This window comes from Streptomyces sp. NPDC006393 (assembly GCF_040628575.1).
Lineage (GTDB): Bacteria > Actinomycetota > Actinomycetes > Streptomycetales > Streptomycetaceae > Streptomyces.
In genome coordinates this window covers 29,685-54,255 of record NZ_JBEXZD010000026.1, presented here as the reverse complement: position 1 = coordinate 54,255, position 24,571 = coordinate 29,685, and the positions used below count along the sequence as shown (strand labels likewise).

Here is a 24,571-nt window from a genome sequence, read left to right as displayed (position 1 = left end):
GACCCTACAAGCCGGGTCCGACATCGGCCCCGTGGTTTCTCCAACGTACGGGGGCCGTCTCGATGATTCCCGGCCGGAGGGATTTCCACCCCGTCCGGCCGGTCCGCCTCCGGGTACCCGCTCAGCCGCCGGACAGGACCCTGACCAGGTCCTCCGCGGTGCGGCAGCGGTCCAGGAGCTCCTTGACGTGATTACGCGTTCCGCGAAGCGGCTCCAGGGTTGGGACGCGCTGGAGCGAGTCCCGGCCCGGCAGGTCGAAGATGACCGAGTCCCAGGAGGCGGCGGCGACGTCGTCGGCGTACTGCTCCAGGCAGCGGCCGCGGAAGTAGGCGCGGGTGTCCTCCGGCGGCTTCCTGCGGGCCCGGTCGACCTCGGACTCGTCCAGCAGGCGCTTCATGCGTCCGCGGGCCACCAGACGGTTGTACAGGCCCTTCTCGGGGCGTACGTCCGCGTACTGGAGGTCCACCAGGTGCAGGCGGGCGGCGTCCCAGTCCAGGCCGTCGCGGCGCCGGTAGCCCTCCATGAGCGACCGCTTGGCGACCCAGTCCAGCTCGCCGGCCAGGCTCATGGGGTCGTTCTCCAGCCGGTTGAGGGTGTCCTCCCAGCGGGCCAGGACGTCCTTGGTCTGGTCGTCGGCGTCCGCGCCGAAGCGCTCCTCGACGTATTTGCGCGACAGCTCGTAGTACTCCATCTGGAGCTGGACCGCGGTGAGTGTGCGGCCGCTGCGGAGCGTGATCAGGCGCTTGAGGGACGGGTCGTGCGAGACCTGGTGGAGGGTGCGTACGGGCTGGTCGACGGCCAGGTCGACGGCGATGAAGCCGTCCTCGATCATGGACAGGACCAGGGCGGTCATGCCCAGCTTGAGGTAGGTCGAGATCTCGGAGAGGTTCGCGTCGCCGATGATCACGTGCAGCCGGCGGTACTTCTCCGCGTCGGCGTGCGGTTCGTCGCGGGTGTTGATGATGGGGCGCTTCAGCGTCGTCTCCAGGCCGACCTCGACCTCGAAGTAGTCCGCGCGCTGGCTGAGCTGGAAGCCGTGCTCGTGGCCGTCCTGACCGATGCCGACGCGGCCGGCGCCGGTGATGACCTGGCGGGAGACGAAGAAGGGCGTGAGGTGGCGCACGATGTCGGAGAAGGCGGTCTCCCGCTTCATCAGGTAGTTCTCGTGCGTGCCGTAGGAGGCGCCCTTGTTGTCGGTGTTGTTCTTGTAGAGGTGGATCGGCTGGGCGCCGGGCAGCTGCGCGGCGCGTTCGGCGGCCTCGGCCATGATCCGTTCGCCGGCCTTGTCCCACAGGACGGCGTCGCGCGGGTTGGTGACCTCGGGGGCGCTGTACTCGGGGTGGGCGTGGTCGACGTAGAGCCGCGCGCCGTTGGTGAGGATCACGTTGGCCAGGCCGATGTCCTCGTCCGTGAGCTGGCTGGCGTCGGCGGCCTCGCGGGCGAGGTCGAAGCCGCGGGCGTCCCGCAGCGGATTCTCCTCCTCGAAGTCCCAGCGGGCCCGGCGGGCCCGGTGCATCGCCGCCGCGTAGGCGTTGACGATCTGGGACGAGGTGAGCATGGCATTGGCGTTGGGGTGACCGGGGACGGAGATGCCGTACTCCGTCTCGATGCCCATTACTCGCCGTACGGTCATGCGGCCCTCCTTGCCCGGCGGCGCCCTCGGTCGTGGGCGGCGCTCAAGTACCGCTGGTGCTCGGGTGCCTGTGCGGTGCCCGTCCCCGCACTGCGCGACCCGGCGGTACGAAAGAGCCTAGAACGCCTTTGCGCTGGTGGGGAGATCATTTGCGTCATTGCCTGCTCCGTGCGTGGGCCCCGAAAAACAGGTCGGCTGCGGGTACCCGCCGAGGGCACCCGCAGCCGCCCTGCTTTTACAGGTACTGTCCGGTGTTCGCCACCGTGTCGATGGAGCGTCCGGTGTCCGCGCCCTGCTTTCCGGTGATGAGGGTGCGGATGTAGACGATCCGCTCGCCCTTCTTTCCGGAGATCCGGGCCCAGTCGTCCGGGTTGGTGGTGTTGGGCAGGTCCTCGTTCTCCTTGAACTCGTCCACGCAGGCCTGGAGCAGGTGGGAGACGCGGAGACCCTTCTGGTTCTTCTCGAGGAAGTCCTTGATCGCCATTTTCTTGGCGCGGCCGACGATGTTCTCGATCATGGCGCCGGAGTTGAAGTCCTTGAAGTAGAGGACTTCCTTGTCACCGTTGGCGTAGGTGACCTCCAGGAAGCGGTTCTCCTCGGTTTCGGCGTACATCTGCTCGACCGCGGTCTGGATCATGGCCTGGACCGTGGCGTCCTTGTCGCCGCCGTGTTCCGAGAGGTCGTCCGCGTGCAGCGGAAGGCGCTCGGTGAGGTACTTCCCGAAGATGTCCTGGGCCGCCTCGGCGTCCGGACGCTCGATCTTGATCTTCACGTCGAGCCGGCCGGGGCGCAGGATGGCCGGGTCGATCATGTCCTCGCGGTTGGAGGCGCCGATCACGACCACGTTCTGGAGGCCTTCCACGCCGTCGATCTCGGCGAGCAGCTGGGGGACGATGGTGTTCTCCACGTCCGAGCTGACGCCGGAGCCGCGGGTGCGGAAGAGGGATTCCATCTCGTCGAAGAAGACGATGACGGGGGTGCCCTCGCTGGCCTTCTCGCGGGCTCGCTGGAAGACCAGGCGGATCTGCCGCTCGGTCTCGCCGACGTACTTGTTCAGGAGCTCGGGGCCCTTGATGTTGAGGAAGAAGCTCTTGCCCGCGGCCTGGCCGGTGACCTCGGCGACCTTCTTGGCCAGCGAGTTGGCGACGGCCTTGGCGATGAGCGTCTTGCCGCATCCGGGGGGGCCGTAGAGCAGGACACCCTTCGGCGGGCGCAGTTCGTGCTCCTTGAACAGGTCCGGGTAGAGGTACGGCAGCTCGACGGCGTCGCGGATCATCTCGATCTGGTTGCCGAGGCCGCCGATCTGGTCGTATCCGATGTCGGGCACCTCTTCGAGGACGAGTTCTTCGACCTCGCTCTTGGGCACGACCTCGTAGACGTAGCCGGACCTGGGCTCGAGCAGGAGGGCGTCGCCGGCGCGGATGGTCACGTCCAGCAGCGGCTCGGCGAGCCGTACCACCCGTTCCTCGTCGGTGTGCCCGATGACCAGGGCGCGCTCGCCGTCCTCGAGGATCTCCTTGAGGGTGACGATGTCGCCGACGCTCTCGAACTCCATGGCCTCGACCACGTTGAGCGCCTCGTTGAGCATCACTTCCTGGCCGCGCCGGAGCTCGTCGAGCTCGACGCTGGGGCTGACGTTCACCCGCAGTTTGCGGCCGCCGGTGAAGATGTCGGCGGTGCCGTCCTCGTTGGCCTGCAGGAAGACGCCGAAGCCGGCGGGCGGCTGGGCGAGCCGGTCGACCTCTTCCTTGAGGGCCACGATCTGGTCGCGGGCCTCACGGAGGGTGTTCGCGAGGCGTTCGTTCTGCGCGGACACGCCGGCCAGGTTGGTCTGCAGCTCGACGATCCGCTCTTCGAGAATCCTCGTGTGTCGCGGAGAGTCGGCGAGCTTGCGTCGCAGGACGGCGATCTCCTGCTCAAGGTAGGCGATCTGCCCGGCCGGGTCTTCGGACCCTCGTCCCGGGCGGATGCCGCGGTTCATGTCGTCGTCGTGGGCTGCCACGGTCCTCACCTCCTCCAAGGGGAGCTGGACGCTTCCAGACCCTACCTGGGTGGGTGTCGATTGAAACCCCTAGATCACAAAGACGGTCGGGGTGTGTCCGATCTTCACCCTTGCGCTCTCCCTCACGCCAGGGGAATACCCACCGAACATGATTGGAAAGCGAACAGAGATAGGGTCGAGATGTTCAACACCCGTCAGAGCTGGCCTGATTCCCGCCGGCTCGACGAGACACGGCAGGAGAGACGAACGTGCAGCAGCGGACCGCGGACGGTGGCGAGGCACTGGAGGTCTGGATCGACCAGGACCTGTGCACCGGTGACGGCATCTGCGCACAGTATGCGCCGGAAGTCTTCGAGCTGGACATCGACGGCCTGGCCTATGTGAAGGGCGCGGACGACGAGCTCCTCCAGGAGAAAGGGGCGGCAACGCCCGTGCCGCTGCCGCTTCTCACGGACGTCGTCGACTCGGCCCGGGAATGCCCGGGCGAGTGCATCCATGTGCGGCGGGTTTCGGACAGGGTCGAGATGTACGGACCTGACGCGGGGTGACCGCGCGAGCGCCTGCCGTCACTACTGTCTGATTTCTCACACCCCTGGCGGGCCCGGTGTCAGACGCCGCGCGCCTGGGCGGGCGTGGAGCGGACGAACGCGCCGTTCTGCCACCGCCACTTCACGCCGTCCTTCACGTCGGGGCAGCAATTGGGCACGTCGGGCGAGGAGTAGCCGAGGAGGGTGGCGGTTATGTCGCCGGCCCGCACGGCGAAGTCGGTGACGGTGTACCGGTCCTTGGGGTCGACCAGGGTGGCCACCACGCGCGGGGCCTTGGCTCCTTCGGCCTGGGTGAGGACGTAGACGGCGTCGGGCGGGGTGCCCATGGAGGCGTCGCAGTGCACGACGGCCACGGTCTCCGGCCGGCCGTCGCCGTCGAGGTCCCCGGAGGCCTTCTTCGCCACGACGGCCTTCACGGGTCCGCACTGGAGCGGGAAGGTCACGCCGGTGGTGGCGGGTGTGGCGGCGCTCTTGGCCCGGGTGCCGCCGTCGGCGGTCTGGGCGGCGGTGGCGGAGCCGGGCTGGAGGGCCGAGGAAAGGGCGATGACACCGGCGACGGCCGTGGCGGTGGCCACCCAGTGGATGGGCCGGGTGTGCGTGTGTGCCAGTTCCGGAACGGCGGGGTGCTGCACTAGGAGTGTCTCCTGTGAGGGCTGTGCCGGTGGGGGTGGCCAGCATCGTGCCACACGTCACACCGCGGGGGAACGGTGGGGTGGGTACTTGTGACCGGCCCGGGCCGCCGCCGTGCGGCGGCGGCAGGTTCCCGGTGCGGGTTCAACGCGGGGGCGCCGTGGCGGAGTTCCCGGTTCGGCAGGGGGAACTGAGCCACGGCGCCCGTTCGTTGGCTGCGGCAGGGGGCCGCGTCAGCGGCCGGTGCCTCCGTCTGCGTTGGGGCCCTCGTAGTCCTCGCCGTAGGCGCCCTTGGCGGGGCGGCGGCGGCGCATGGGCGGCTCGACGCCGTCCGCGAGGCGGCGGGCGGTGAGCAGGAAGCCGGTGTGCCCGATCATCCGGTGGTCGGGGCGGACGGCGAGGCCCTCGATGTGCCAGTTGCGGATCATCGTCTCCCAGGCGGTCGGCTCGTTGAAGCAGCCGATCTCGCGGATGGACTCCACGGTCCGGGCGAGCTGGGTGGTGGTGGCGACGTAGCAGCACAGGATGCCGCCGGGGACGAGCGCCTTGGAGACGGCCTCGAGGCACTCCCAGGGGGCGAGCATGTCGAGGATGACGCGGTCGACGTCGGTGTCGGACAGGTTGTCCTGGAGGTCGCCGACGGTGAGCTGCCAGGCGGGGTGCGGGCCGCCGAAGTAGCGCTCCACGTTGGCCTGGGCGATCTCGGCGAAGTCGGCGCGGCGCTCGTAGCTGTGCAGCATGCCCTGGTCACCGATGGCGCGCAGCAGGAAGCTGCTGAGCGAGCCGGAGCCGACACCGGCCTCCACGACGCGGGCGCCGGGGAAGATGTCGGCGAAGGCGAGGATCTGCCCCGCGTCCTTGGGGTAGACGACGGCTGCCCCGCGGGGCATGGACAGGACGTAGTCGGGGAGCAGGGGACGCAGCGCGAGGTAGGCGACGTTGCCGGTGGTGCGGACAACGCTGCCCTCGGGTGCGCCGATCAGTTCGTCGTGCGGGAAGGAACCCTTGTGGGTGTGGAAGTTCTTCCCGGCCTCGAGCGTGAACGTGTAGTGGCGGCCCTTGGGGTCGGTCAGCTGTACCTGGTCCCCGACCTTGAAGGGCCCGCGGCGGCGGGCGGCACCGGTCGGTTCGGACATGTGACCAGCCTACCGGTCCCCGAGGGGGCCGCCGACCACACGAACAGCACGGTCTAGGCGGACGCGGACGGCCGGGCCATGGCCTTCACGAAGGCCCGCTCGACGTCGGCGGCGGACAGCACGCCGTAGATCTCCCCGGTCTCCTCCACCACGAGGTACTCGGTGGCCGGGGTGGCGCGCAGCACGTCCAGGAGCTCCTCTCCGGCCAGCTCGGCCGAGACGCGCATGCCGTCGGTGAGGTCCTGGGCGAGCTCGCTGGCGTAGACCCAGGGGCGGCGGTGTTCGGGTACGCCGACGATGGCGGACTCGCGGACCAGGGAGAGCGGCTCGCCGTGGCCGTCGACGACGACGAGGGCGCGGGCGCCGGCGGTGTTGGCGCGGCGCAGGGCCTCGGCGAGGGAGGTGTTGGTCTCGACGGGGACCGCGCGGCGGGTGAGGGTGCGGGCGCGCAGTTCGGGGAGGTGTTCGCGCAGGCGGGCCATGCGCAAACTGTTGCCGGCGCCGGTCCAGATGATCGCGGCGATGATGGCGGCGAGCAGGGCGTCGGTGACGGTGTCCATGCCGACGCTGTCCTCGGCGGTGGAGCCGAGGGCGCCGGACTGGGTGAGCAGGGGCAGGCCGATGAGGACGGAGACGGCGAGGAGCCGGCCGATCCAGGCGGCGGCGACGGTGCCGCTCATCGGCCGGCCGGTGATCTTCCAGACGACGGCGCGGAGCATGCGGCCGCCGTCGAGGGGCAGGCCGGGCAGCAGGTTGAAGGCGGCGACGATGAGGTTGGAGACCATCAGGGCGGCCAGCAGCACGCCGGGGACCGTGCCGCGTTGGACGGGCTGGAGGGCGAGGTAGAAGACGCCGGCGAGGACCAGGGAGAGCAGGGGGCCGACGAAGGCGAGGACGAACTCGCGGCCGGGGGTCTCGGCCTCCTTCTCGATCTCCGAGACACCGCCGAAGAACTGAAGGTGGATGCGGCGGACGGGGAGCTTGAAACGGATCGCGGCGAGGGTGTGGGCGAGCTCGTGGACGAGGACCGAGCCGTAGAAGGCGACCGCGAAGAAGAGGGAGACGAGGTAGCGGGCGGCGCCGAGTTCGGGCAGCACGCGGTCGAGCTGGCCGCCGAAGACCCAGGTGATCAGCGCGGCGACGAGGAACCAGCTGGGCCCCACGTAGACGGGTACGCCGAAGGGCCGCCCCATGAGCAGCCCGCCTCCGGGCTCCCGGGGCCGCCGGGGCGGCGGGGGCTGGCCGGCACCGCCGTGGGCGTGGGCGCGGTCGGGGTGGGTGTCGTGCTCGGCGGGGCCGTGCGCGGTCGCGGGGTCCTTACCCGTCCCGGGGCCGGCGGCGCTGTCCCGGACGGGCTCGTCGGCGGTTTCGGCCGAGTCTGCGGGATCGGCCGGGTCGGCCGGGTGGTCGCCTCGGTCGTCGGGGGCCGGGGAGTCCGCGCCGGGAGGTCCGTTCTCGTCGGGGGCGTGCTCGTCTCCCGCTCCGGGGCCGGGGTCGTGGCCGGGTGACTCCGGGCGGGCGGTGCCGTCGTGGGGTGCCGGGGCCGAGGGGCCCGTGCGGGGTTCGGTCGGCTCGTCGTTGCCGGACCGCGGCTGCCCGCTCCCGCCGCTCACGTCCACGGTGTCCCCTCGTTCGAAGCGCGTCTTCCGTGCCTGTCGGCCGGAACGTCTCGGGTCGATGGTATGCGGCCGTGGCGAACGGTTCCGCCCGGCACCCCTGTGTTCTGCCCGCTGTCGTGCCGGTCGTCACCCCGGGCGGGGGCCGCGCGGCTGGGTCACTGTCAGTGGCGGGCCGTAAGGTCTGTGGCATGGAGACGAGCACGGCGGACGGGACGGAACCCGACGGCGCCGAGACCGCACCGGCCGCTGAAGGCACCCCGGCACCGCCACCCGCCCCGGACCGGACACCGGCCGCGACGGCGGACGCCCCGATGCCCGGAGCGGTATCGGCCGCCGCCCGCCGGGCCGCGCGGTCGGCGCGGCCCGCGGCGACGGAGGCAGCGGGGACCGGCCCGGCCGCGCGCGGCACGGCGCAGGCGCCCGCCGCGGACCCGCCCGCCTCCGAGCCGGGGTCCGCCGCCGTAGCGGGCATGACCGCGGAGGGCGGCGACTCGGGCGTGGGCCCGGCGGCGGGGGCGGTCGGCGCCGTAGCCGTGATCACCGCCCACGCGGCCGGCGGCGAAGCCGCCGTGACCGCGGAGGGGACGCCCACCGGAGTCGACATGAGCGAGGACGCGGCCGGCGCGGACGCCGTCACCACGGACGGGGGCGACGCGGTCACCACGGCCGGGGCCGACGCAAGGGCCCCCGTCACCGCGCCCTCGACGGACCCGGACGCCGGTACGGACTCGGACGCCGGTACGGTCTCGCACGCCGCCGGTGCGGACACTGCCGTCGCCTCGTGCGCCGCCGGCAGGGACGGCGTCGCCCCCGCCCAGGTGGGGCGGGTGGCGGTGGCGCCGGTCTCGTTGTCGCCGTCCCGGGCCGGGGACTTCATGCAGTGTCCGTTGCTGTACCGGTTCCGGGTGATCGACCGGCTGCCGGAGAAGCCGAGTGAGGCGGCCACGCGGGGCACGCTGGTGCACGCGGTGCTCGAGCGGCTCTTCGACGCGCCGGCCGCGGAGCGGACCGCGCCCCGGGCCAAGGCGCTGATCCCCGGCCAGTGGGACCGGCTGCGGGAGTCCCGCCCGGAGCTGGTGGAGCTGTTCGCCGGTGACGTGGACGGCGAGCGGCTGGCCCGCTGGCTGGCGGAGGCGGAGCAGCTGGTGGAGCGCTGGTTCACGCTGGAGGACCCGACCCGGCTGGAGCCGGCCGAGCGGGAGCTGTTCGTCGAGACGGAGCTGGACTCGGGGCTCAGGCTGCGCGGGATCATCGACCGGGTGGACGTGGCGCCCACCGGCGAGGTGCGGATCGTCGACTACAAGACGGGCAAGGCGCCCCGGCCGGAGTACGCCGAGGGCGCGCTGTTCCAGATGAAGTTCTACGCCCTGGTGGTCTGGCGGCTGAAGAAGATCGTTCCGCGGCGGTTGCAGCTGGTGTACCTGGGCAGTGGTGACGTGCTGACGTACGACCCGGTCCCGGCCGACCTGGAGCGGGTGGAGCGCAAGCTGCTGGCGCTGTGGGAGGCGATCCGGCTGGCCACCGAGACCGGTGACTGGCGGCCGCGTCCGACCAAGCTGTGCGGCTGGTGCGACCACCGGTCCCACTGCCCGGAGTTCGGGGGCACTCCCCCGCCCTACCCCCTGCCGCTGCCCCAGGGACGGACCGCCGAGCAGGCGCAGGGCAGAATGGGGCCGGAGTAGGGCCCGAGCGAAGGAGACTCACGTGGCCATCCGCGTCCTGCTGGTCGACGACCAGCCGCTGCTGCGCACCGGGTTCCGGATGATCCTGGAGGCGGAGCAGGACATCGCGGTCGTGGGCGAGGCCGGGGACGGCCTCCAGGCCCTGGACCAGGTGCGGGCCCTGCAGCCCGATGTGGTGCTCATGGACATCCGCATGCCGCGGATGGACGGAGTCGAGGCGACCCGGCAGATCACCGGGCCCGGGCGGGACGGCCCGGCAAAGGTGCTGGTGCTGACCACCTTCGACCTCGACGAGTACGTGGTGGAGGCGCTGCGCGCGGGCGCGAGCGGCTTCCTGCTGAAGGACGCCCCGGCCAACGAGCTGGTGCAGGCGATCCGGGTGGTCGCGGCCGGCGAGGCGATGCTGGCGCCGAGCATCACGCGCCGGCTGCTGGACAAGTACGCCACGCACCTGCCGTCCGGTGAGGAGCCGGTGCCGGACACCCTGCACACCCTCACCGAGCGTGAGGTCGAGGTGCTGAAGCTGGTGGCGCGCGGGCTGTCGAACGCGGAGATCGCCGCGGACCTGTTCGTCAGCGAGACGACGGTCAAGACGCATGTCGGGCATGTGCTGACGAAGCTGGGGCTGCGCGACCGCGTGCAGGCGGCGGTGTACGCGTACGAGAGCGGTCTGGTGCGGCCCGGGGCGCAGTAGGGCGGCGCGGCAGGAACACTTCCTGCGGGCGGCACTTCCTGCGGACAACGCTTCCCGCGGACAGCACTTGTTGCGGACAGCGCTTCCCGCGAACACCTTCTACGACGCGAGGCGCCCCTCCCGAAGTTCCGGGAGGGGCGCCTCGTCGTACCGCCGGGGGCGGTGTGGCTCAGTCGCTCACGCCGCGGCCGAGCATCCACAGCTGGAGCGTGGAGGAGGAGTTGAGCGCGTACGCGGCGCCCGTGATGTCGTCGCGGGCGGCGACGTACTGCTTGCCCTGCCACAGCGGGATCACCGGGACGTCGCGGGCGACGATGTTCTGGATGGTCGTCAGGCTGGAGGAGCCTCGGTCGGACTCACGCCGGGACTGCGGGATCAGGGTGTTGCGGATCTCGCTGTTGGCGTACGGCGAGCCGAGGAAGTTGTCCTTGTCGAGGAACGGCGCGAGGAAGTTGTCGGCGTCCGGGAAGTCCGGGAACCAACCCATGCCGTAGACCTCGTACTGGCCCTTCTGCTCCGCCGGGCGGAACTTCCCCCACGGCGTTCCCTGGATGCTGACGTCGAACAGTCCGCTGGAGTTGAGCTGCTGCTGAAGGATCTCGAACTCCTTCTTGGTGGCGGAGCCGTAGTGGTCCGTCGTGTAGTGCAGCGTCAGCTTCACCGGGGTGGTGATGTCCGCCTCGTTCAGCAGGGACTTGGCCTTGGAGACGCTCGGGTCGCCGTACTTGTTGAAGAACGAGTTGGAGTGGCCGGTGATGGTGGCCGGGACCAGCGAGAACAGCGGTTCGGCCTGCGTGCCGTAGACCTTGGCGACGAGTTCGCTGCGGTTGATGACCTGGGCCATCGCCTCGCGCACGGCCTTGCTCTTCACCGACGGGGCGTCGGTGTTGAAAGCCAGGTAGCGGATCTCCAGGCCGGGCATCTCGACGAGGTCGACGCTGCCCTCACCGGCGTTGGACATCTTCTGGATCTGCTCCGGCGACATGGTGCGGGTCATGACGTCGATGTCGCCCTTGTCCAGGGCGGCGCCCATGGCATCCGCGTCGGCGAAGGAGCGGATCTCCACCTTGTCGTTGTTGAGCTCCAACGTCCCCTTGTACCGGGGGTTCTTGGTGAAGACGGCGTCGACCATCTCGCCGTTCTTGACGTCGGCCTTCATGGTGTACGGACCGGAGCCGTCCACGGCGAAGCCCTCGCGCAGCTTGTTCTTCTCGTAGTCCTTGGGGTTGACGATGCCCGCGACGGGCGTCGTCAGCTTGTACGGGAAGGTGGCGTCCGCGGTGTTGAGGTGGAAGATGACCTCGCGGTCGCCCTGCGTCTCGACGGTGTCGATGGTGCTCAGCAGGCCGGCCACACCGCTGTCGCCCTTGATGGCGCGGGCGCGGTCGATGGAGTACTTCACGTCGGCCGCGGTGACCGGGTCGCCGTTGGCGAACTTCAGGCCCTCGCGCAGGGTGCAGGCGAAGCGTTCGTTGCCGCTGTCGGTGAATCCGCACTTCTCGGCAGCCTCGGGGACGGGGTTGCCGTCGCCCTTGGGCATGATCATCAGGGTCTGCACCGTCTGGCGCAGGACGTTCCAGAGGCCGGCGTCGTAGGCCCACGCCGGGTCGAGAGGCGCGGGCGCTTCCTTGGAGGCGGCGAACCGGTCCGTGGTGCCGACGACGATGGCGTCGTCACTCTGGCTGCCGCTGTCGGACCCACCGCAGGCGGCGAGTACCGGCGCGAGCAGACCGGCCACGGCCGGCAGCACCAAAGTCTTGCGGTTCATGCTCGAGTTTCTCCAGGGCTGTCATGTCCGTGTACCCGGCATGCAGGGGTGGTGCGGCCGTTCACGGGAGTGGGGGCGATGTTCTCGCGACGAGATTAGTCCGCGCCCGCAGGAGGGTTCGCGGCCACCGGAGTTGAGTCGCCATCACGCAGCGGAATCGGGTGTGGACGCACCGAAAACGCGCCACTGGAATGATTCGTGCAGCCTCTCATCAATCGGGACACAAAGGCGCGCGGACGGCGCCCGGCGCGAGGGGGGCTGCACACGCCGACGCCCCTGTCGACCCCACATCGAGTGGCGAACGTCACACCATGAACTCGACGCGGGTGTATCAGGATCCGGCCACCGGGCGGACGGGACCCGGCCTGATCCGGCCTGATCCGAGCGGGAGTCCCTAGCCCAGGAACGTCATCAGCCCTTGCAGGAACGGCAGGTCGACCTCTTCGAGCGAGGTCACGACGGTGCGCCGGGGTGCCGGGGCGATGGGGGCCACGGAGGGCACGGCGACCACACGGCAGCCCGCGGCCTCGGCCGCGGCGACGCCGGTGGCGGTGTCCTCGACGACCGCGCACCTGGCCGGATCCACTCCCAGGCGGGTGGCGGCCAGCAGATAGGGGTCCGGGTACGGCTTGGTGCGCGCCACCTCGTCGCCGGCCACCGAGAAGGAGAAGTGCTCGGGGCCGAGAGAGGTCATGACGCGGTCGATGATGCGCCGGTGGGAGGCGGAGACCAGGGCGGTGGGGATCTCGTGCGCCGACAGCTCGGCCAGCAGCCGCGCCGCGCCCGGCATCAGCGGCAGGGCGCGGTCGATGCGGTCCTCGAAGCCCTGGTTGAGCAGCACCGTCAGCTCGGCGAGGGTGATGGCGGCGCCGGTGGCCTCGATGAGGAAGCCGGCGCTGCGGGTCATGGGGCCGCCGACGACGACATGTCTCCAGGCGTCGTCGAGCGTGTGGCCGAGGGCCGCGAACACCTCCACCTCGACGTCCCACCAGAAACCCTCCGTGTCCACCAGGGTTCCGTCCATGTCGAGGAGCACGGCTTGCAGGGCGGAGCCTTCGGCCGTGCGGGTGCCTAGCGCGGGGACCGTACTGGTCATCCGGCGTACCTCCTTGAGGGACGATCAGGCCGGTTCCCGCGCGGGGAACCGGCCTGCAGTGGACCGACCAGTGTACGACGTGGCAGGGACAAACGCCTCGTCGAGACCGCGCCAGGCCGGGACATCGCCTGTTCGGCGGCCTCAGCGTGCGTTGAAGTACTTGGCCTCCGGGTGGTGGATCACGATGGCGTCGGTGGACTGCTCGGGGTGCAGCTGGAACTCCTCGGAGAGGTGCACACCGATCCGCTCGGGCTCCAGGAGCGCGGCGATCTTGGCGCGGTCCTCCAGGTCGGGGCAGGCGCCGTAGCCGAGGGAGAAACGGGCGCCCCGGTACTTCAGGGCGAACATGTCTTCGATGTCGCTCGGGTCCTCCCCGGCGAAGCCCAGCTCGGCGCGGACGCGTGCGTGCCAGTACTCGGCGAGCGCCTCGGCCAGCTGCACGGACAGACCGTGCAGCTCCAGGTACTCACGGTAGGAGTCGGACGCGAACAGCCGGGCCGTCTCCTCACCGATCTTCGAGCCGACGGTGACGACCTGGAAGCCGACGACGTCGCGCTCCCCGGACTCCTCCGGGCGGAAGAAGTCCGCCAGGCACAGCCGGCGGCCGCGGCGCTGGCGCGGGAAGGTGAACCGGGTGCGCTCGTTGCCCTCCTCGTCCAGGACGATCAGGTCGTCGTCCTTGGACACGCACGGGAAGTAGCCGTGGACGACGGCCGCCTCCAGCAGGTTCTCCGTCTGGAGCCGGTCGAGCAGGCCGCGCAGCCGGGGCCGGCCCTCGGTCTCCACCAGCTCCTCGTACGTCGGCCCGTCGCCGGTGCGGGCCTGGCGCAGCCCCCACTGGCCCTTGAACAGGGCGCCCTCGTCCAGCCAGGACGCGTAGTCCTTCAGCGGGATGCCCTTGACCACCCGGGTGCCCCAGAACGGCGGCTGAGGGACCGGGTTGTCGGTGGCGACGTCCGAGCGGACGTGACCCTCCTGCGGCCGCTGCTCCTCCTCCACCACCGCCGCGGTGGCGCGGACGCGCCGCTGCCGCAGTTCGGGCAGCTTGGCGCCGGGCACGCCGCGCTTGACGCCGATCAGGGCGTCCATCAGGCGCAGGCCCTCGAAGGCGTCGCGGGCGTAGCGGACCTCGCCCTGGTACAGGTCGTGCAGGTCCTGCTCCACGTACGCCCGGGTCAGCGCGGCGCCGCCGAGGATGACCGGGTAGCGGGCGGCCAGCCCGCGGGCGTTGAGCTCCTCCAGGTTCTCCTTCATGATCACCGTGGACTTCACCAGCAGTCCGGACATGCCGATCACGTCCGCCTTGTGCTCGTCGGCGGCCTCCAGGATCGCCGAGACAGGCTGCTTGATGCCCAGGTTGACCACGTTGTAGCCGTTGTTGGACAGGATGATGTCGACCAGGTTCTTGCCGATGTCGTGCACGTCGCCGCGCACGGTGGCCAGCACGATGGTGCCCTTGCCGGCCTCGTCGGTCTTCTCCATGTGGGGTTCGAGGTGGGCGACGGCGGCCTTCATCACCTCGGCGGACTGGAGCACGAACGGCAGCTGCATCTGCCCGGAGCCGAACAGCTCACCGACGACCTTCATGCCGTCCAGCAGGGTGTCGTTGACGATGTCCAGTGCCTTGCGGCTCTGCAGCGCCTCGTCCAGGTCGGTTTCCAGGCCGTTGCGTTCGCCGTCGATGATCCGTCGCTTCAGCCGCTCCTCCAGCGGCAGCGCGGCCAGCTCCTCGGCCTTGCCCGCCTTCAGGGACTTGGCGGTGGCGCCCTCGAACAGCTGCATGAGCTTCTGGAGCGGGTCGTAGCCCTCGCGGCGCCGGTCGTGGATCAGGTCCAGGGCCGTGGTGACCTGCTCCTCGTCGAAGCGGGCGATCGGAAGGATCTTGCTCGCGTGGACGATCGCGGAGTCCAGGCCGGCCTTGACGCACTCGTCCAGGAAGACCGAGTTCAGCAGGATCCGGGCGGCCGGGTTCAGGCCGAAGGAGATGTTGGACAGACCGAGGGTCGTCTGCACCTTCGGGTGCCGCTTCTTCAGCTCGCGGATGCCCTCGATGGTGGCCAGGCCGTCCTTGCGGGACTCCTCCTGGCCGGTGCAGATGGTGAAGGTCAGACAGTCCACGAGGATGTCCTCCTCGCGGATGCCCCAGTTGCCGGTCAGGTCGTCGATCAGCCGCTCGGCGATCTCGACCTTCTTCTCGGCCGTACGGGCCTGGCCCTCCTCGTCGATGGTCAGCGCGATCAGCGCCGCACCGTGCTCCCGGGCGAGCTTGGTGACCTTCGCGAACCGCGACTCGGGGCCGTCACCGTCCTCGTAGTTGACGGAGTTGATGACCGCGCGGCCGCCCAGCTTCTCCAGCCCCGCCTCGATCACGTCGACCTCGGTGGAGTCCAGCACGATCGGCAGCGTGGAGGCGGTGGCGAACCGTCCGGCCAGCTCGGCCATGTCGGCGACGCCGTCCCGGCCGACGTAGTCCACGCACAGGTCGAGCATGTGCGCGCCCTCGCGGATCTGCTCCCGGGCCATCTCCACGCAGTCGTCCCAGCGGCCCTCGAGCATGGCCTCGCGGAACTTCTTCGACCCGTTGGCGTTGGTCCGCTCCCCGATCGCCAGATACGACGTGTCCTGGCGGAAGGCGACGGTCTGGTACAGGGAGGCGGCGCCCGGTTCCGGGCGCGGGCTGCGCTCCACCGGGGTCAGGTCCCGCACCCGCTCCACCAGCTGCCGCAGATGCTCCGGCGTCGTGCCGCAGCAGCCGCCCACCAGGGACAGGCCGTAGTCCCGGACGAAGTTCTCCTGCGCGTCCGCCAGACCCTCCGGGTCCAGCGGGAAGTGCGCGCCGTCCTTGGTCAGCACCGGCAGACCCGCGTTCGGCATGCACAGCAGCGGGATGCGGGAGTGCCGGGTGAGGTAGCGCAGGTGCTCGCTCATCTCCGCCGGGCCGGTGGAGCAGTTCAGGCCGATCATGTCGATGCCGAGCGGCTCCAGCGCGGTCAGCGCCGCGCCGATCTCCGAGCCCAGCAGCATCGTGCCGGTCGTCTCGAACGCCATCGACACCAGCAGCGGCACCTCGGCCCCGGTGGCTTCCATGGCCCGCCGGGCGCCCAGCACCGACGCCTTGGTCTGCAACAGGTCCTGCGTGGTCTCCACGATCAGCGCGTCCGCGCCGCCCGCGAGCAGACCCTCCGCGTTGGCCTGGTAGCCGTCGCGGATGGTGGTGTAGCCGACGTGGCCGAGGGTGGGCAGCTTGGTGCCGGGGCCGATCGAGCCGAGCACCCAGCGGGTGCGGCCGTCGCGGGCGGCGTACTCGTCGGCGACCTCGCGGGCGATGCGGGCCCCCGCCTCGGACAGCTCGTGGACCCGGTCGGAGATCTCGTACTCCGCCGCCGCCGTGTGGTTGGCGCCGAAGGTGTTGGTCTCCACGCAGTCGACGTCCGCCGCGAAGTAGGCGTCATGGACCGAACGGACGATGTCGGGCCGGGTGAGGTTCAGAATCTCGTTGCAGCCTTCCAGGTCCTGGAAGTCCTCGAGCGTGGGCTCCTGGGCCTGGAGCATGGTGCCCATCGCTCCGTCGGCCACCACCACTCGGGTGGCGAGCGCCTCGCGGAGGGCGGACACACGGGTCCGGCTGTCGGCGGAAGGGGTCGGCGGCAACGAGGCCATGAAGGGGCTCCCTTAGGTGCGACGGCTGTCGGCTTTGCGCCTTCCCTGATGGTTCGCGAGGACTCACACCGGAGCCTCCCGGGGAAGGCGCACGCGGCAAGCCTAGCCGGGTCCGGCACCCGATGGTCAGGGCGTCCACCACGCGGACGAGGATGACCGCCGGGCCACCGGCGTGAGGCCCGGCTCGTAACAGGTGTCGACCGACCATTAGCGGAGAGTCGACATGGACCGGTAGTGTTCGACATTGCCGAACGGCGGAGACCGAGATCGACCGCCGACGGTCGAAGGGGACGGAGGCAGGACGGCGATGGCACGGAACATCCAGTCGCTCGAACGGGCGGCCGCGATGCTGCGCTTGCTCGCGGGCGGCGAACGACGGCTCGGCCTGTCGGACATCGCCTCTTCTCTGGGCCTCGCCAAGGGCACCGCCCACGGCATACTGCGCACCCTCCAGCAGGAGGGGTTCGTCGAGCAGGACGACGCCTCCGGCCGCTACCAGCTCGGCGCGGAGCTGCTGCGCCTGGGCACCACGTACCTCGACGTCCACGAGCTGCGGGCACGCGCCCTGGTGTGGACGGACGACCTGGCGCGCTCCAGCGGTGAGAGCGTCTACCTGGGGGTGCTGCACCAGCACGGCGTGCTGATCGTGCACCACGTCTTCCGCCCGGACGACAGTCGGCAGGTGCTGGAGATCGGGGCGATGCAGCCCCTGCACTCCACCGCCCTGGGCAAGGTCCTGTCGGCGTACGACCCGGTCGCGCACAGCGAGGCGGTGGAGGCCGACCGCAAGGCGTTCACGGACCGGACGGTGTGCGACATGGAGGACTTCGAGCACATCCTCGACCTCACGCGCGCGCGGGGATACGCGGCCGACGTGGAGGAGACCTGGGAGGGCGTCGCGTCCATCGCGGCGCCCATCCACGACCGGCGCAGGATGCCGGTCGGGGCCGTCGGGATCACCGGCGCCGTGGAGCGGGTGCGCCGGGACGGCGAGCTGCGCCCCGAGCTCATCGCGGCCGTGCGGGACTGCGCCCGCGCGGTCTCGCGGGACCTGGGCGCCGGGCGGTTCTGAGCGCCGCGGGAAGACCTCCGAAGGCCGGTACGCCGTCGGCGTGCCGGCCTTTCGCATGCCCGCGGTGAACGGGCTCCGACCCTGCGATCAGTAACGATCGTGCTTTCGACTACAGAACTCTTGACGCCCGTGTCACAGCGAGGTGAGACTCGCGTCCATCGGTCGGCATTGTCGAACACCTTGCGGCAATACGCGTTAGAGTGTGGCAGCGCCAAGGGCCGGCATCGCTCTCACCCCCGAGGGCGCCAGACCCCCGGAGGGACCCGGGGTTCGGCTACCCCTGGACGAAGGACAAAGGAGTCGCGGGTGTCCAGCTCCGACATCTTCATCGGCGAGACCATCGGTACCGCCATACTCATCCTGCTCGGCGGCGGCGTGTGTGCCGCCGTCACCCTGAAGGCCTCCAAGGCCCGTAACGCCGGCTGGCTCGCCATCGCCTTCGGGTGGGGTTTCGCCGTGATGACGGCCGTGTACGTCTCGGGCCCGCTGTCCGGGGCCCACCTGAACCCGGCCGTGACGGTGGCCCTCGCCATCAAGGACAGCGACTGGTCGGACGTTCCGACCTACTTCGCCGGTCAGCTGCTCGGCGCCATGATCGGCGCGGCCCTGGTGTGGGTCGCCTACTACGGCCAGTTCCACGCCCACCTGACCGACAAGGAGATCGTCGGCGGTCCGGGTGCGCAGGCCACCGCCGCCAAGGCGGTCGAGGCCCAGGAGAAGGGCGCCGGCCCCGTGCTCGGCATCTTCTCGACCGGCCCGGAGATCAGAAACGCGGTGCAGAACCTCGCGACCGAGATCATCGGCACCGTCGTGCTGATCCTGGCGGTCCTCACCCAGGGCCTCAACGCCAAGGGCGACGGCCTCGGTGTCCTCGGCGGCCTGATCACGGCGCTCGTGGTGGTCTCGATCGGTCTGTCGCTCGGCGGCCCCACGGGTTACGCCATCAACCCGGCCCGTGACCTCGGCCCCCGCATCGTGCACGCGCTGCTGCCGCTGCCCAACAAGGGCGGCTCCGACTGGAGCTACGCCTGGATCCCGGTGGTCGGCCCGCTGATCGGCGGGGCGATCGGCGCCGGCATCTACAACCTCGCGTTCGCCTGACGACCGCCGCGCTCGCGGCCCCCGGGCGGCGAGCGCCGCGGCCGGCCCCACGCGTCCGCACCACCGCGCCGTACCCCAGCACCACCGACCACGGACCACGGACCTTCAGGACCTCAGGACCTCAGGACCTTCAGGAGCTCACAGTGACCGACGCCCACACCGCCGGCATCGCATCCCACGGGCACGGCCCGTTCATCGCCGCCATCGACCAGGGCACCACTTCCTCGCGCTGCATCGTCTTCGACCGGGACGGCCGGATCGTCTCCGTCGACCAGAAGGAGCACGAGCAGATCTTCCCCAAGCCGGGCTGGGTCGAGCACGACGCCGCCGAGATCTGGACCAACGTCCAGGAGGTCGTCGCCGGCGCCGTCGAGAAGGCCGGCATCACCCGCGACGACATCAAGGCCATCGGCATCACCAACCAGCGCGAGACCACCGTGCTGTGGGACAGGAACACCGGTGAGCCCGTCCACAACGCCATCGTGTGGCAGGACACCCGCACCGACGCCCTGTGCAGGGAGCTCGGCCGCAACGTCGGCCAGGACCGCTTCCGCCGCGAGACCGGCCTTCCCCTCGCCTCCTACTTCGCCGGTCCCAAGGCGCGCTGGCTGCTCGACAACGTCGAGGGCCTCAAGGAGCGCGCCGAGGCGGGCGACATCCTCTTCGGCACCATGGACTCCTGGGTCATCTGGAACCTGACCGGTGGCACCGACGGCGGCAAGCACGTCACCGACGTGACCAACGCCTCCCGCACCATGCTGATGAACCTGCACACCATGGAGTGGGACGAGAAGATCGCCGAGTCCATCGGTGTGCCGCTGCGGATCCTGCCGGAGATCCGCTCCTCCGCCGAGGTCTACGGCGAGATCAAGGGCGGCAAGCTGGGCGACCTGCTCGGCGGCATCCCGGTGGCCTCCGCGCTCGGCGACCAGCAGGCGGCCCTGTTCGGCCAGACCTGCTTCTCCGAGGGCGAGACCAAGTCCACGTACGGCACCGGCACCTTCATGGTGATGAACACCGGTGACAAGATCATCAACTCCTACGCGGGCCTGCTGACCACCGTCGGGTACAAGATCGGCGAGCAGGACACGGTCTACGCCCTGGAGGGCTCGATCGCCGTCACCGGCTCGCTGGTGCAGTGGATGCGCGACCAGATGGGCCTGATCTCCACCGCCGCCGAGATCGAGACGCTCGCGCTCTCGGTCGAGGACAACGGCGGCGCCTACTTCGTGCCGGCCTTCTCCGGCCTGTTCGCCCCGCACTGGCGCTCCGACGCCCGCGGTGTGATCGCCGGCCTGACCCGGTACGTGACCAAGGCGCACCTCGCGCGCGCCGTCCTGGAGGCCACCGCCTGGCAGACCCGGGAGATCGCCGACGCCATGACCAAGGACTCCGGCGTCGAGCTGTCCACCCTCAAGGTCGACGGCGGCATGACCGCGAACAACCTGCTGATGCAGACGCTCTCGGACGTCCTGGACGCCCCCGTGGTGCGCCCGATGGTCGCCGAGACCACCTGCCTCGGCGCCGCCTACGCCGCCGGCCTCGCCGTCGGCTTCTGGACCAGCACCGACGACCTGCGCGCCAACTGGCGCCGGGCCGCCGAGTGGACCCCCCGCATGGACGCGGAGACCCGCGACCGTGAGTACAAGAACTGGCTCAAGGCCGTCGAGCGGACCATGGGCTGGCTCGAGGACGAGGAGTAAGAAACCGCAATGACCAGTCAGTCCACCCTGCAGTCCGTGCCTGCCCTGGGGACGCGTCCGGCCTCCGGCTCGCACGCGAGCCGCGCCGAGACCCGGGAGCAGCTCTCCAAGGCGACGTACGACCTCCTCGTGATCGGCGGCGGCATCCTGGGCATCTCCACCGCCTGGCACGCCGCGCAGTCCGGGCTCAGGGTGGCCCTGGTCGACGCCGGCGACTTCGCCGGCGCCACCTCCTCCGCCTCCTCCAAGCTGCTCCACGGCGGTCTGCGCTACCTGCAGACCGGCGCGGTGAAGCTGGTGGCGGAGAACCACTTCGAGCGCCGTGCGGTCTCCCGCCAGGTGGCCCCCCATCTGGCGAACCCGCTCACCTTCTACCTCCCCGTGTACAAGGGCGGGCCGCACGGCGCGGCGAAGCTCGGGGCGGGCGTGTTCGCCTACTCCGCGCTCTCCGCGTTCGGTGACGGCGTGGGCCACCTGCTCTCCCCGGCGAAGGCCGCGCAGGACGTGCCCGAGCTGCGCACCGAGAACCTCAAGGCCGTCGCCGTGTACGGCGACGACCAGATGAACGACGCGCGCATGGCGCTGATGACGGTCCGCGCGGCCGTCGAGTCGGGCGCGGTCGTCCTCAACCACGCCGAGGTCACCGGCCTGCGCTTCACCAGGGGCCGGGTCACCGGCGCCGAGCTGAAGGACCGGCTGTCCGGTGACGAGTTCGGCGTGGACGCCCGGCTGGTGCTGAACGCGACCGGCCCGTGGGTCGACCACCTGCGCAGGATGGAGGACCCGAACGCCGCGCCGTCCATCCGGCTGTCGAAGGGCGCGCATCTGGTCCTGAAGCGCACCTCCCCCTGGAAGGCCGCCCTCGCGACCCCGATCGACAAGTACCGCATCACCTTCGCCCTGCCCTGGGAGGACATGCTCCTGCTGGGCACCACGGACGAGGAGTACGAGGGCGACCCGGCGGACGTCGCCGTCAACGACAACGACATAGCCCAGATCCTGGACGAGGCCGCGTTCTCCGTCCGGGACCAGCAGCTCAGCCGGGACCTCATCACGTACGCCTTCGCGGGTCTGCGGGTGCTGCCGGGCGGTCCCGGTGACACGGCGAAGGCCAAGCGCGAGACCGTGGTGACCGAGGGCAGGGGCGGCATGCTGTCCGTCGCGGGCGGCAAGTGGACGACCTTCCGGCACATCGGCCGTACGGTGATGAAGAAGCTGGAGGCGCTGCCGGGCCACCCGCTGGGCGACGACTTCGAGCCGATCTCCTCGCTGCCGAGGAAGCTGCCGCTGCCCGGCATCGCCAACCCGCGCGCGGTGGCGCACCGGCTGCTGGTGGACCGTCCGGCGCCCGGCCCGCGGATGGCCGCGGACACCGCCCGGCACCTGGCCACGCACTACGGCTCGCTGGCGTTCGACATCGCCCGCCTGGCCAACGAGAACCCGCAGCTGGGCGAGCGGGTCCACCCGGACGCCCCCGAGATCTGGGCGCAGGTCGTGTGGGCCCGGGACCACGAGTGGGCCGAGACGCCGGACGACGTGCTGCGCCGCCGTACGACGCTGACGATCCGCGGCCTGGCCACGGACGAGGTCCGGGCCAAGGTGCGGGACCTGCTCGACAGGAAGTGACCGTGGCCGCCACCTGACCGAGGGCCGGTTCCCGCCGCACCGGGGCCGGCCCTCGCCTTTCGCCGATCATGAGTGTTCGACCGTCCCGCACGGGGCAGTGATGCGTTCACTCCCCCGTGCAAGGGGGCTGCGGGCGCCCCCGCCGCACGCCGTAAGGTTGGTGGGTCAAGCGAGGGCACGTCGGAAGGAGGCACTGGGTGATCGAGCTCGAGGGGGTTCCCGAGCTGATCGACCCGGTCATGGTGGCCGCGTTCGAGGGCTGGAACGATGCCGGCGACGCCGCCTCCACCGCGGTCGCGCATCTCGAGAGGGAGTGGAAGGGCGAGGTGTTCGCGGCGCTGGACGCCGAGGACTACTACGACTTCCAGGTGAACCGCCCCACGGTGTTCATGGACGGCGGCGTGCGCAAGATCACCTGGCCGACGACGCGGCTGTCGGTGGTCCGGATCGGCGGCGACAAGCCGCGCGACCTGGTGCTGGTGCGCGGGATCGAACCGTCCATGCGCTGGCGCTCGTTCTGCAACGAGCTGCTCGGCTTCGCGCACGAACTGGGCGTGGAGCTGGTGGTCATCCTCGGTGCGCTGCTCGGCGACACCCCGCACACACGTCCGGTCCCGATCAGCGGGACCACGTCCGACGCGGACCTGGCCCGCCGGATGGACCTGGAGGAGACCAAGTACGAGGGGCCCACGGGCATCGTCGGCGTCCTTCAGGAGGCCTGCACACACGCGGGTGTCCCGGCGGTCTCCCTGTGGGCGGCCGTCCCGCACTACGTCTCGCAGCCGCCCAACCCGAAGGCGACGCTGGCCCTGCTCAACCGCCTGGAGGACCTGCTGGACCTGCGGATCCCGCTGGGCGAGCTGCCCGAGGACGCGCGCGCCTGGCAGGTGGGCGTGGACCAGCTGGCCGCCGAGGACAGCGAGGTCGCCGAGTACGTCCAGACGCTGGAGGAGGCCCGGGACACCGCCGAGCTGCCGGAGGCGTCGGGTGAGGCGATCGCCCGCGAGTTCGAGCGGTATCTGCGGCGCCGGGACGGCGGCGGCCCGTCGTCCGGCGGGCACGCCACGGCGGAGGGCGGCGAGGGCGGCTCCTACCTGCGGGACAGCCCCAGCGGACGGACCCGCCCGCCGAAACCCCCGAAGCCGGAGACGGGGCCGGAGACGGAGTCGGAGGCGGGGCCGGACGGCGACGACGAGGACTCCTCGGAGGACTGAGCCGGACCACGACGGACCTCACCGGACGAGGACAGGATCAGGGGCGGCGCGCTGTGCAGCGCGCCGCCCCTGATGGCGTCGCCGGCCGGGTGCCGGCTTGCCGGAGAGCCGTCAGACAGCCACGCCCAGCAGGGCGTCCACGGCTCGCGAGACCAGGCCGGGAGCACCGGTGTCGGTGCCGCCGTGCTCCTGCTGGAGCGCCGCCCAGCGGTCGACCGCGGCGAGCGCGGCCGGGGCGTTCAGATCGTCGGCGAGGGCGTCGCGGATCTCCTCGACCAGCGCGTCGGCGGACGGGCCGTCGGGCCGGGAGACGGCGGAGCGCCAGCGGCCGAGCCGGGCCACGGCGTCCTGGAGGACCTGGTCGGTCCACTCCCAGTCGGAGCGGTAGTGGTGGGCGAGGAGGGCCAGCCGGATGGCGGCCGGGTCCACGCCGTCGCGCCGCAGCCGTGAGACGAAGACCAGGTTGCCCTTGGACTTGGACATCTTCTCGCCGTCCAGCGCGACCATGCCGGCGTGGACGTAGGCCTTGGCCATGGGGAACTCGCCGGTGAGCACCTGGGCGTGCGAGGCGCCCATCTCGTGGTGCGGGAAGGCGAGGTCGGAGCCGCCGCCCTGGACGTCGAAGCCCATGCCGAGGTGGTCGAGGGCGATGGCCACGCACTCGATGTGCCAGCCGGGCCGGCCGCGGCCGAGCGAGCCGCCGTCCCAGCTGGGCTCGCCCTCACGGGCCGCCATCCACAGCATCGGGTCGAGCGGGTTCTTCTTGCCGGGGCGGTCGGGGTCGCCGCCGCGCTCGGCGGACAGCAGCCGCATCGCGGCGGCGTCCAGGCGGGAGACCTCGCCGAAGTGCGGGTCGGACTCGACGGAGAAGTAGACGTCGCCGTCGAGTTCGTACGCCGCGCCCAGGTCCCGCAGCCGTTCGACCAGCGGGACGATGCCGGGTATCGCCTCCACGGCGCCGATGTAGTGCTTCGGGGGCAGCATCCGCAGGGCGGTCATGTCCTCGCGGAACAGGGCCGTCTCCTGCTCGGCCAGCTTCACCCAGTCGACGTCGTCACGCTGTGCCCGCTCCAGCAGCGGGTCGTCGACGTCGGTGACGTTCTGGACGTAGTGAACCTGCCGCTTGGTGTCGAGCCACACGCGCTGAACGAGGTCGAACGCGTTGTAGGTCGCCGCGTGACCCATGTGGGTCGCATCGTACGGCGTGATGCCGCAGACGTAGATACGGGCGACGGGACCGGGCTGGAGGGTGACCAGACCCCCGGTCGCTGTGTCGTGGATCCTCAGGTCGCGGCCCTGACCTGGCAGGGCGGGGACCTCGGAAGCGGGCCAGGCATGCATGTCATGAGCGTAACCGGACCGCGGTCCCGTCTACGAACCGGACCGG

At 70.8% G+C, this 24,571-nt stretch carries 17 protein-coding genes; 8 read left to right on the top strand and 9 right to left on the bottom strand.

What is annotated here, in order from left to right:
- Positions 1 to 121: 121 nt before the first annotated feature.
- Positions 122 to 1,633 carry a depupylase/deamidase Dop gene (gene dop, locus ABZ484_RS14140; protein WP_358866146.1) on the bottom strand — a complete coding sequence of 504 codons (1,512 nt, stop codon included), beginning with the start codon at positions 1,631 to 1,633 and terminating at the stop codon, positions 122 to 124.
- 235 nt (positions 1,634 to 1,868) lie between these two features.
- The gene (arc, locus tag ABZ484_RS14135; protein WP_358866145.1) at positions 1,869 to 3,635 is read right to left on the bottom strand and encodes a proteasome ATPase; all 1,767 of its coding nucleotides are present in this window, start codon (positions 3,633 to 3,635) and stop codon (positions 1,869 to 1,871) included.
- A 248-nt stretch (positions 3,636 to 3,883) separates the two neighbouring features.
- Here arc and ABZ484_RS14130 point away from each other — a divergent pair, with 248 nt between their 5' ends.
- Positions 3,884 to 4,183, top strand: a complete 300-nt coding sequence (locus ABZ484_RS14130; RefSeq protein ID WP_358866144.1) for a ferredoxin — start codon at positions 3,884 to 3,886, stop codon at positions 4,181 to 4,183.
- Between the two features lie 59 nt (positions 4,184 to 4,242).
- On the opposite strand, the gene ABZ484_RS14125 is transcribed toward ABZ484_RS14130, so the two are convergent.
- The 3 genes from ABZ484_RS14125 to ABZ484_RS14115 all read right to left on the bottom strand — a co-directional run bounded on the left by ABZ484_RS14125 (position 4,243) and on the right by ABZ484_RS14115 (position 7,568).
- A complete protein-coding gene (locus tag ABZ484_RS14125) occupies positions 4,243 to 4,815 on the bottom strand; it encodes a hypothetical protein (RefSeq protein ID WP_358866143.1) in 573 nt (190 codons plus the stop codon).
- 231 nt (positions 4,816 to 5,046) lie between these two features.
- Positions 5,047 to 5,949: a tRNA (adenine-N1)-methyltransferase gene (locus ABZ484_RS14120; protein ID WP_030179604.1), complete on the bottom strand. Its 903-nt coding sequence runs from the start codon at positions 5,947 to 5,949 to the stop codon at positions 5,047 to 5,049.
- 53 nt (positions 5,950 to 6,002) lie between these two features.
- Positions 6,003 to 7,568 carry a site-2 protease family protein gene (locus ABZ484_RS14115; RefSeq protein ID WP_358866142.1) on the bottom strand — a complete coding sequence of 522 codons (1,566 nt, stop codon included), beginning with the start codon at positions 7,566 to 7,568 and terminating at the stop codon, positions 6,003 to 6,005.
- Between the two features lie 827 nt (positions 7,569 to 8,395).
- On the opposite strand from ABZ484_RS14115, the gene ABZ484_RS14110 reads away from it, so the two are divergent.
- Positions 8,396 to 9,250, top strand: a complete 855-nt coding sequence (locus tag ABZ484_RS14110) for a RecB family exonuclease (RefSeq protein ID WP_358866166.1) — start codon at positions 8,396 to 8,398, stop codon at positions 9,248 to 9,250.
- A 22-nt stretch (positions 9,251 to 9,272) separates the two neighbouring features.
- Positions 9,273 to 9,944: a response regulator transcription factor gene (locus tag ABZ484_RS14105; RefSeq protein ID WP_358866141.1), complete on the top strand. Its 672-nt coding sequence runs from the start codon at positions 9,273 to 9,275 to the stop codon at positions 9,942 to 9,944.
- Positions 9,945 to 10,113: 169 nt separating this feature from the next.
- Here ABZ484_RS14105 and ABZ484_RS14100 read toward each other — a convergent pair whose 3' ends face one another.
- From ABZ484_RS14100 to metH, 3 genes are all read right to left on the bottom strand, one after another.
- Positions 10,114 to 11,712 (bottom strand): ABC transporter substrate-binding protein, encoded by a 1,599-nt coding sequence (locus tag ABZ484_RS14100; RefSeq protein ID WP_358866140.1) that lies wholly within the window; start codon positions 11,710 to 11,712, stop codon positions 10,114 to 10,116.
- Positions 11,713 to 12,106: 394 nt separating this feature from the next.
- The gene (locus tag ABZ484_RS14095; protein ID WP_358866139.1) at positions 12,107 to 12,808 is read right to left on the bottom strand and encodes an HAD family phosphatase; all 702 of its coding nucleotides are present in this window, start codon (positions 12,806 to 12,808) and stop codon (positions 12,107 to 12,109) included.
- 141 nt (positions 12,809 to 12,949) lie between these two features.
- Positions 12,950 to 16,468, bottom strand: a complete 3,519-nt coding sequence (gene metH, locus ABZ484_RS14090) for a methionine synthase (RefSeq protein ID WP_358866138.1) — start codon at positions 16,466 to 16,468, stop codon at positions 12,950 to 12,952.
- 307 nt (positions 16,469 to 16,775) lie between these two features.
- Between metH and ABZ484_RS14085 the strand changes: the two genes are divergently transcribed.
- The 5 genes from ABZ484_RS14085 (at position 16,776) to ABZ484_RS14065 (ending at position 23,184) form a co-directional block, all read left to right on the top strand.
- Positions 16,776 to 17,540, top strand: a complete 765-nt coding sequence (locus ABZ484_RS14085; protein ID WP_358866137.1) for an IclR family transcriptional regulator — start codon at positions 16,776 to 16,778, stop codon at positions 17,538 to 17,540.
- A gap of 306 nt (positions 17,541 to 17,846) precedes the next feature.
- A complete protein-coding gene (locus ABZ484_RS14080) occupies positions 17,847 to 18,641 on the top strand; it encodes an MIP/aquaporin family protein (protein WP_358866136.1) in 795 nt (264 codons plus the stop codon).
- Between the two features lie 143 nt (positions 18,642 to 18,784).
- Entirely contained in the window at positions 18,785 to 20,344 is a 1,560-nt protein-coding gene (gene glpK, locus ABZ484_RS14075) for a glycerol kinase GlpK (RefSeq protein WP_358866135.1), read from the top strand.
- Positions 20,345 to 20,353: 9 nt separating this feature from the next.
- On the top strand, positions 20,354 to 21,970 hold the full coding sequence (locus ABZ484_RS14070) for a glycerol-3-phosphate dehydrogenase/oxidase (RefSeq protein WP_358866134.1): 1,617 nt from the start codon (positions 20,354 to 20,356) through the stop codon (positions 21,968 to 21,970).
- A 197-nt stretch (positions 21,971 to 22,167) separates the two neighbouring features.
- Complete coding sequence (locus ABZ484_RS14065) at positions 22,168 to 23,184, top strand: PAC2 family protein (protein WP_358866133.1); 1,017 nt, start codon at positions 22,168 to 22,170, stop codon at positions 23,182 to 23,184.
- A gap of 111 nt (positions 23,185 to 23,295) precedes the next feature.
- On the opposite strand, the gene mshC is transcribed toward ABZ484_RS14065, so the two are convergent.
- Positions 23,296 to 24,525: a cysteine--1-D-myo-inosityl 2-amino-2-deoxy-alpha-D-glucopyranoside ligase gene (gene mshC, locus ABZ484_RS14060; protein ID WP_358866132.1), complete on the bottom strand. Its 1,230-nt coding sequence runs from the start codon at positions 24,523 to 24,525 to the stop codon at positions 23,296 to 23,298.
- Between the last annotated feature and the right edge of the window lie 46 nt (positions 24,526 to 24,571).

Coding starts and splice junctions, on each gene's coding strand:
- ABZ484_RS14085 (WP_358866137.1), top strand. CDS start 16,776: ATGGCACGGAACATCCAGTCGCTCGAACGGGCGGCCGCGATGCTGCGC.
- ABZ484_RS14120 (WP_030179604.1), bottom strand. CDS start 5,949: ATGTCCGAACCGACCGGTGCCGCCCGCCGCCGCGGGCCCTTCAAGGTC.
- mshC (WP_358866132.1), bottom strand. CDS start 24,525: ATGCATGCCTGGCCCGCTTCCGAGGTCCCCGCCCTGCCAGGTCAGGGC.
- ABZ484_RS14070 (WP_358866134.1), top strand. CDS start 20,354: ATGACCAGTCAGTCCACCCTGCAGTCCGTGCCTGCCCTGGGGACGCGT.
- metH (WP_358866138.1), bottom strand. CDS start 16,468: ATGGCCTCGTTGCCGCCGACCCCTTCCGCCGACAGCCGGACCCGTGTG.
- ABZ484_RS14095 (WP_358866139.1), bottom strand. CDS start 12,808: ATGACCAGTACGGTCCCCGCGCTAGGCACCCGCACGGCCGAAGGCTCC.
- ABZ484_RS14100 (WP_358866140.1), bottom strand. CDS start 11,712: ATGAACCGCAAGACTTTGGTGCTGCCGGCCGTGGCCGGTCTGCTCGCG.
- dop (WP_358866146.1), bottom strand. CDS start 1,633: ATGACCGTACGGCGAGTAATGGGCATCGAGACGGAGTACGGCATCTCC.